The 7,532-nt window shown below is 38.5% G+C and carries 4 protein-coding genes, 17 tRNA genes and 1 rRNA gene; 1 reads left to right on the forward strand and 21 read right to left on the reverse strand.

Going from position 1 to position 7,532, the window contains the following annotated elements; translation table 11 throughout:
- Nucleotides 1–99: 99 nt before the first annotated feature.
- The gene (locus ABMB67_RS23010) at nucleotides 100–525 is read right to left on the reverse strand and encodes a sugar-binding domain-containing protein (protein ID WP_354573445.1); all 426 of its coding nucleotides are present in this window, start codon (nucleotides 523–525) and stop codon (nucleotides 100–102) included.
- Nucleotides 526–873: 348 nt separating this feature from the next.
- Between ABMB67_RS23010 and ABMB67_RS23015 the strand changes: the two genes are divergently transcribed.
- Nucleotides 874–2,109: a DUF6198 family protein gene (locus ABMB67_RS23015; RefSeq protein ID WP_354573446.1), complete on the forward strand. Its 1,236-nt coding sequence runs from the start codon at nucleotides 874–876 to the stop codon at nucleotides 2,107–2,109.
- 316 nt (nucleotides 2,110–2,425) lie between these two features.
- On the opposite strand, the gene ABMB67_RS23020 is transcribed toward ABMB67_RS23015, so the two are convergent.
- From ABMB67_RS23020 to rrf, 20 genes are all read right to left on the reverse strand, one after another.
- A complete protein-coding gene (locus ABMB67_RS23020) occupies nucleotides 2,426–3,148 on the reverse strand; it encodes a GNAT family N-acetyltransferase (RefSeq protein WP_354573447.1) in 723 nt (240 codons plus the stop codon).
- Between the two features lie 359 nt (nucleotides 3,149–3,507).
- Complete coding sequence (locus tag ABMB67_RS23025) at nucleotides 3,508–5,439, reverse strand: DNA/RNA helicase domain-containing protein (protein ID WP_354573448.1); 1,932 nt, start codon at nucleotides 5,437–5,439, stop codon at nucleotides 3,508–3,510.
- A gap of 318 nt (nucleotides 5,440–5,757) precedes the next feature.
- A tRNA-Leu gene (locus ABMB67_RS23030) sits at nucleotides 5,758–5,839 on the reverse strand.
- Nucleotides 5,840–5,852: 13 nt separating this feature from the next.
- Nucleotides 5,853–5,929 (reverse strand) — tRNA-Arg (locus tag ABMB67_RS23035).
- An 18-nt stretch (nucleotides 5,930–5,947) separates the two neighbouring features.
- A tRNA-Leu gene (locus ABMB67_RS23040) sits at nucleotides 5,948–6,033 on the reverse strand.
- A 14-nt stretch (nucleotides 6,034–6,047) separates the two neighbouring features.
- Nucleotides 6,048–6,122 (reverse strand) — tRNA-Cys (locus ABMB67_RS23045).
- A 13-nt stretch (nucleotides 6,123–6,135) separates the two neighbouring features.
- Nucleotides 6,136–6,207: transfer RNA gene (locus ABMB67_RS23050), tRNA-Gly, on the reverse strand.
- A gap of 4 nt (nucleotides 6,208–6,211) precedes the next feature.
- A tRNA-Gln gene (locus tag ABMB67_RS23055) sits at nucleotides 6,212–6,286 on the reverse strand.
- Between the two features lie 15 nt (nucleotides 6,287–6,301).
- Nucleotides 6,302–6,377: transfer RNA gene (locus ABMB67_RS23060), tRNA-His, on the reverse strand.
- Between the two features lie 17 nt (nucleotides 6,378–6,394).
- Nucleotides 6,395–6,468 (reverse strand) — tRNA-Trp (locus ABMB67_RS23065).
- 3 nt (nucleotides 6,469–6,471) lie between these two features.
- A tRNA-Tyr gene (locus ABMB67_RS23070) sits at nucleotides 6,472–6,556 on the reverse strand.
- Between the two features lie 65 nt (nucleotides 6,557–6,621).
- Nucleotides 6,622–6,694 (reverse strand) — tRNA-Thr (locus ABMB67_RS23075).
- A 43-nt stretch (nucleotides 6,695–6,737) separates the two neighbouring features.
- A tRNA-Phe gene (locus tag ABMB67_RS23080) sits at nucleotides 6,738–6,813 on the reverse strand.
- 22 nt (nucleotides 6,814–6,835) lie between these two features.
- A tRNA-Asp gene (locus tag ABMB67_RS23085) sits at nucleotides 6,836–6,912 on the reverse strand.
- Nucleotides 6,913–6,919: 7 nt separating this feature from the next.
- Nucleotides 6,920–6,993 (reverse strand) — tRNA-Met (locus ABMB67_RS23090).
- A gap of 22 nt (nucleotides 6,994–7,015) precedes the next feature.
- Nucleotides 7,016–7,091: transfer RNA gene (locus ABMB67_RS23095), tRNA-Val, on the reverse strand.
- 49 nt (nucleotides 7,092–7,140) lie between these two features.
- Nucleotides 7,141–7,215, reverse strand: a tRNA-Glu gene (locus ABMB67_RS23100).
- Nucleotides 7,216–7,235: 20 nt separating this feature from the next.
- Nucleotides 7,236–7,329 (reverse strand) — tRNA-Ser (locus ABMB67_RS23105).
- Between the two features lie 5 nt (nucleotides 7,330–7,334).
- A tRNA-Asn gene (locus ABMB67_RS23110) sits at nucleotides 7,335–7,409 on the reverse strand.
- A 31-nt stretch (nucleotides 7,410–7,440) separates the two neighbouring features.
- Nucleotides 7,441–7,532 (reverse strand): 5S ribosomal RNA (rrf, locus tag ABMB67_RS23115); the annotation flags it as partial.

Raw genomic sequence — 7,532 nt, forward strand, 5'->3', positions numbered from 1 at the left:
TAGTCAAGCCGCGTAATTAATTTTTTAAAAACACTAAAAGCGAAATGGGGGTCGTCTAACAATCGTGAACTAGGCTTTATGAAATTGATTCAAGTTACTTTAATAAAAGTTTTGTACAGTAAATTTACTCATTTCTATTTTTGTACGGGTAAGCGCTTCCGAAACATAACTTAATGTTGTTCCCCACGATACTCCCAGTACATCTCCTGGCTGACAAAGCTCGGTCAAATAGTTTGCCAGTTCCTTCCCTACATCCTTATTAATTAATGAAGAAACCTCGATATAGGAAGGGGCCACGAATACTTTCTTTAAATTAAATGTATTTTTAATTTCCTGTTCAAGCTCATAAACGGATTCAAGCGAATATTGGATCGTCACATTCACAATCCCTGTTTTGAGAGCCGCATCTAACATCCGACTAATTGTTGGTCTTGAATACAATAGCTTCTCAGCAATCTGTTGTTGAGTTAAACCAGCCTCATAATATAGTTTAGCTACTTTAATTAGCTCACTTTTCGGATACAAACATCCACCACCCCTGTCCGATATTTTGTTCACTATCTTTTACATATGTTCACCCTGTTGACGTTATTATACAAAGCAACCACACCATTTGAACAGAAGGAAATTCAAAATAATCAAAATTGAACAATTGTTCAGCCGAGGGATTGTGAATCCTGAAAAACATTTTGTCCTGCGTGTGAGAAGTAACTAGCCTTCAAATATCAGCGTTTATGACGTCGGACTAAGCTAAAGTTTAAGTGATGTTGAACTCCAAGCATCTCCTACACAGCCCTAAAATTTGACCTGAAAGTTATCTCACATTATCATGTTAGTTAGTACTAACTAACATGGCTGAGAGGGATGAGGAAAGTGCAAAAACAGATGAAACAATATATAATTTTAATTATCGGATTGCTTGTAATGGGTATAGGGATTGCCATGGTCACACACGCTGAACTAGGCACTACACCAATTGCCAGTATACCGTATGTATTGAGTTTTATTTTTCCTTTAACGATAGGGCACTTTACTATCTTCTTAACTGCTTTATTTGTATTGGTCCAGGTGATGATGTTATGGAAAGATTTTCCTCCATTTCAATACTTACAGTTATTAATTGGTCTTGTGCTAGGTTATTTTATCGACTTGGGCATGTTGATTTTTTCTAATTATCACCCTTCCTTCTATGTGGAAAAGCTATTTTTATTAGTTGGAGGGTGTATCATGATCGCATTAGGAGTAATCCTTCAATTAGCAGCAAATACAATTCTTAACCCGGCAGATGGGATAATAAAAGTTATTTCAATGAAGTACGAACAGAATTTTGGAAGGTTGAAAATAGCCTTTGACTCATTACAAGTAATTATAGCTGCGATTATTTCGTTTTGGGCGTTTGGGGAAATACAAGGTATTAGAGAAGGAACGATTCTATCGGCTTTCCTTGTCGGTTTTTTTATTAATATGATTAGAAGAATACAACAGCTGCCTCTAAAAAAAGACAGTATAAAAACGGGTGATGATATGGAAACAGAGGAAAAAATTTTAAATTCAGCTATTTCATTAATGGCTTCAAAGGGGTACAAAGCTGTAACCATTAAAGAAATCGCAGCCCATGCTGCTGTCAGTGAAATGACAGTATACCGCCAATTCGGAAACAAACAAAATATTTTAGACGCCATTATCGCTAAATTTCAATATGCTTCTTCCATAAAAGAACAATTGGAAAAAGAGCTAACCTACGAATTAGAGCATGATTTATTACTTTACTCGACCATCTATCAAAATTATATGCTGAAGAACAAACAAATCTATATGATTTCTGTTCTCGAGCGAAACACAATACCTGACCTTCACCTCACTCTTTACAAAAACGTTGAAGAAATTCAGCAGTTTTTATTAGATTACTTCAGAGAAATGCAAAATCAAGGTAAATTGATTAAAGGCAACATAGACTCTTTTGTAGCCTTATTCATGCGCTTCAATTACGGACATTTTGTTTCAGAAACATTGCTAGGTTTTTCAAATATTCCAATTTCAAACGAAGAATTCATCCAGGACTCTGTCTCTGCTCTAGTCACAGGCTTAACTCCTAAAGGTGCTGAATAAAATCGGACCTAATTTATATCACTGATTTGATATCTAGCATGAAGCTAGTAATGGGGAAATAAAAAAGGTCGGAGCTTGAGACAAAACTAGCTTTGGACCTACTGGCAATGGCTTCACAAGCCCGTTGTGAGAAACCCACTCACAACGGGCTTTAAAAGATCGTGGCGGTTCCGCTCATTGCTTAGAGACTGAGCAAAAGGTAAAAAAACAACCTTTTGTCCCAGTCTCGCCTTCAGTTTTAATTAACAAAGTCACTAATTAAACATGAAATACACCGATTGAGATGATAATAACGATAATTGAGCTCTTAAAATTTCTAATCTTTAATCACCCTTTTCTCAAACTCTATTTCATCAGATATTTTAATTCCGTAATCACCTATTAATGGAATAGATGGTTTTATTTTTCTAGCTTTATTAATTGCTCCGATATGTACACTTTTAAATGAAAATCCTCTTCTTTGATAAAATCTAATTGCATTTAAATTGTCATTACTAGTAATTAGGTTAATAGACTTAATATTTTTATTTACAGCAATTTCTTCTAGTTTTTCTAACAAAAGAGACCCTATATTCTGGTATTTTTCAATTGCCTCTAATGTTAAAATTTCAATATTGCTTCCTTGTATCGAATAAGCTAGTATACCAACTATTCTTTTATTACGTTTAGCTAAAATAATTTCCTCATCTAAAACATTGAAAGCATTGCCCCTTGATACCATAGTTGTACCTCCCCAATGCTTTTCAAAGAAATTACTTATTTCAGGTAGGTCACTTTTTGGATCAGCTTTTTTTATAATAAGCTCATCTATTGTCGATTCACTATTGTTTGATAAACTTATATAAGCTATTTCTTTATCTTTATCATCAACAAAATCAAGGTGAATTCCTAGTTTCATTGCATTTATTAGGGCTAGTTCTTGAGCATAAGAAGAAAATTCTTTTGGATCAATATCAAAGAAAAAGAAGCTTTCTGGTGGATTTTCCACATACCATTTGCCACTGGTTACCTTAACCTTATTAGTTTCAATAAAATCCACATTAATATCATCATATAAAAGAGCACGACCCTGTACAAATTCTTGTGTAAATTCTAGTAATTTGTTATCCGAGAAGGAATTTTTTTCTCTTGAAAGTAACCAAATTGTTCAAATTTACTATGTATCCAATTTATAAGGTCAGTTTTATTTAAATGATTATTTTTCGATAGAGCTATCAACATAGAGATATAATTTATAATAGTTCTAGATCTTTTTTCTCCGATATTGTAGTAAGAGTTTTCTAGGATTTTTTGCTTGTCATTCATGAATAAATACAACACCTTTTTTTCTCTTAATATTACCATATTTATCAAATGAGTCTAAAAAGTAAAATTCCAAAATTTATACCTTCTCCCAACTTAATAACTTTCTTTATTCTCAGCAGTCTTCATATTTCCATATGCTCTTTCACGATACACGCTTTCTCGTATCAAACGAGATTTAAAGTATTGCTCCAATTTTTTATCTGTACAATATATATAACAACCTTTTTGTCCCCTGGTCATCAATGTGCGATACGTGTTACGAATAATTTTATCTGCTACCTCAAGAGCTTCTTTAGGAGATTCTTTAAGCATTTTCTTAATTCCCCTCAATGATTGATCCGTTTTTGCTCGCTTTGTATAGTCCGTTATGACTTGTCCATTTTCATATCGCAAATCATCACCAATAATAACTCCCACATAATCAAACTCTAATCCCTGGCACGTATGAATACACCCGGCTTCATGTACAGAGTTTTCATCAATAGCCCATGTTGTAGAGCTATCTAAGTTCCAGCTGATCCCAAAGCCATGCTCTTCAATTTTAATATCATGAAAGTTTGAATTCGTCCGGTTTTCCTTTGGCCACTCCCAGCAATATCCGGAAACTATTCTAGATTTATTTTTAATTTTATTTTTCTTTTCAATTTCTGCTTTCATTTCATTTGGAGTAGAAAACACTTTAAAATCGTAATCTAATCCCATATCATTTGCATTTGCTGTTTCACGGATTTGCAATACATCATCGAGCCAGGCGATATAGCCATCGGAGCCGTCACATCTAAATTGTGAAGCTAAAATACCCGATGTAACTTCTGCGCCATATTCTTCAGCATATTCCCTAATCATCTCTACACTACCAATATCCTTCAAAGTTACTCGCTGATTTTCATCAATAAAAAATACAGACATTTTAGCGGTATGAATAATTTCCTTTATCTGATTCTCTCCTAAATTTTGAAACATCCCAGATTTCTCATTTAACCTATGTGCCTCATCAACAATCAATACATCCAGTTCATCTTTTTCCGATTCTGTATAGCTGCCAGATCCTTTGAATAAATTATCAATTCTAGTTTTTCTAAAGTCACCTTTTAACTTCGTAGAGTAGACATTTCGCGGTGCTGAATTTTTTGTGACGTATTGACAGGTCATTGTTTCATTTGTCAATGCAACTAATAAATTGACAGCCAATACGGATTTTCCCGTGCCTGGTCCACCTTCAATTATCATGACTTGTTTAGTATCCGTTTTAATAGCTCTTTTTGCTAATTGGAGTGCTGTTTCATAAAACACCTTTTGCTCATCAATCATCACAAACTCTTGATTACCCTTTAGCATATTTGACAATGAGTCTTGAAGTGATTTTGAAGGTCGAATTCTCCCTCGTTCAATTAGATATAAAATTTCTTTCTGATCTCCAAATTTTATATATTTCTTTATAAAATTTCGTAGCTTCTCCACTTCACCTTTGCCGTATACAGGGGCTAGGCCAAGATAATAATCATAATTTTCATCGGTTAATGGATCATTATCACCGATTCGATAATTATGTAAATACGCACATGGTTTTAACTGGATGAATTGCTCTTGCACATTTTCATTGTAATCTTCAATAAGTGCAGCATAGGACCACGCTTGGTAAGAAGGATGGGGTACTTCCTGCAAACTACGGTTGAGGGCCGTTTTAACAATAGCTTCTTTTCCCTCAACCTTTTGTACTTCTGACCATTGTTTCAATTCAACAATAACTACAGAATCTTTCTCACCATCATGACCAGATAGAAGAAAGTCCACTCTTCTTGATGTATATGGAATCTTATACTCAATTGCAACACCAGCGTCATTTGGAATTAAGGGATCATTTAAAACACGGTACATATGTAACATCGAATTATCCCAAGAACGAATTTCCGACTCACTTGTACGTCCTAGTTTCAATTCAAATTGTGTCAGTATATGGGAAACAAGAACATCTTTATCAACATGTTCAAGAAATTCTTGTTTGCTGGCTTCATAAACGATCATTTACAGACCTCCAAAACAGTTCTATATTAGTAAGAATATTTTATCATGAAAATAAGATATTATAGCAAACCACTCATGAGATTTTCATGATAGACTTTTGTTGCACGCAGCTCCATCCTTTCTTTGTTTCTCGTCAATTCAAGGATAACAGGATCAAAGGAGCTTGCGTGTCTTTTTTTGTCCTCATTGTGCGAATACCCCAACATTTATTCTAGAGCCTTTATTTTAGAGCCCTTTTTATAGGCGAATAGTACGCATAAACACGAAAAAACGCTCCCCTTACGAGAAGGGAAACGTTGATGTCTTGCATGTTTTAAGTACCGGTGGTCGGGGTCGAACCGACACTCCCGAGGGAACACGATTTTGAGTCGTGCGCGTCTGCCAATTCCGCCACACCGGCACATCAAATATTATGGCGCGCCCTGAGAGATTCGAACTCCCGACCTTTTGATTCGTAGTCAAACACTCTATCCAGCTGAGCTAAGGGCGCATATGGTTGTCCTACTAATGCCGAGGGCCGGACTTGAACCGGCACGGTAGTCACCTACCGCAGGATTTTAAGTCCTGTGTGTCTGCCAATTCCACCACCCCGGCAGGGTAGTAAATAATGGAGGCGGTACCCGGATTCGAACCGGGGGATAAGGGTTTTGCAGACCCGTGCCTTACCACTTGGCTATACCGCCGAATAAAAAACAAAGCGGAAGACGGGATTCGAACCCGCGACCCCCACCTTGGCAAGGTGGTGTTCTACCACTGAACTACTTCCGCAAAATGGCTGGGCTAGCTGGATTCGAACCAGCGCATGACGGAGTCAAAGTCCGTTGCCTTACCGCTTGGCTATAGCCCAATACTTATGTATAAATGGGGCGACTGATGGGAATCGAACCCACGAATGCCGGAACCACAATCCGGTGCGTTAACCACTTCGCCACAATCGCCACATGATCAAATTAATTGGCAGGGGCAGTAGGAATCGAACCCACACCGGAGGTTTTGGAGACCTCTGTTCTACCGTTAAACTATGCCCCTAAATGGTGGAGGGGGACGGATTCGAACCGCCGAACCCTGAGGGAGCGGATTTACAGTCCGCCGCGTTTAGCCACTTCGCTACCCCTCCAAAGACACATTATCTATATTACACAATATGTTTTCTTCAGTCAATATATGAATCTAGAGTAAAAATGCCGGCCAGAGGACTTGAACCCCCAACCTACTGATTACAAGTCAGTTGCTCTACCAATTGAGCTAGACCGGCATAATAAAAACTGCCGTACATACACAAAATCAGTAGTTATAAATGGTGGCTTGGGACGGAATCGAACCGCCGACACATGGATTTTCAGTCCATTGCTCTACCGACTGAGCTACCAAGCCGTTTGTATTATTAAGAAATAAATGGCGGTCCGGACGGGACTCGAACCCGCGACCTCCTGCGTGACAGGCAGGCATTCTAACCAACTGAACTACCGGACCAACGGTATTGCGGGGGACGGATTTGAACCGCCGACCTTCGGGTTATGAGCCCGACGAGCTACCAGACTGCTCCACCCCGCGTCGTTACAAAGTGTTAAAGCTATGGTGGAGGATGACGGGATCGAACCGCCGACCCCCTGCTTGTAAGGCAGGTGCTCTCCCAGCTGAGCTAATCCTCCGACTCTTAATGGTTATGTATAACAATCGATAAAGCATCTATCTTTAAAATGGTGACCCGTACGGGATTCGAACCCGTGTTACCGCCGTGAAAGGGCGGTGTCTTAACCGCTTGACCAACGGGCCACATATAGCAAAATTGTTACTGGCGGAGAGCGAGGGATTCGAACCCTCGAGACGGTTTTACACCGCCTACACGATTTCCAATCGTGCTCCTTCGGCCAGCTCGGACAGCTCTCCGTGGTTGGCTCCACAGGTAGGACTCGAACCTACGACCGATCGGTTAACAGCCGATTGCTCTACCACTGAGCTACTGTGGAATGTATATGATTTGGCTTATGTAAAGAAATCGCCCGGCAACGTCCTACTCTCACAGGGGGAAGCCCCCAACTACCATCGGCGCTGAAGAGCTTAACGACCGTGTTCGGCATGGGAACGGGTGT

It is taken from the genome of Halalkalibacter oceani (genome assembly GCF_040544555.1).
Classification (GTDB): Bacteria; Bacillota; Bacilli; order Bacillales; family Bacillaceae_D; genus Halalkalibacter; species Halalkalibacter oceani.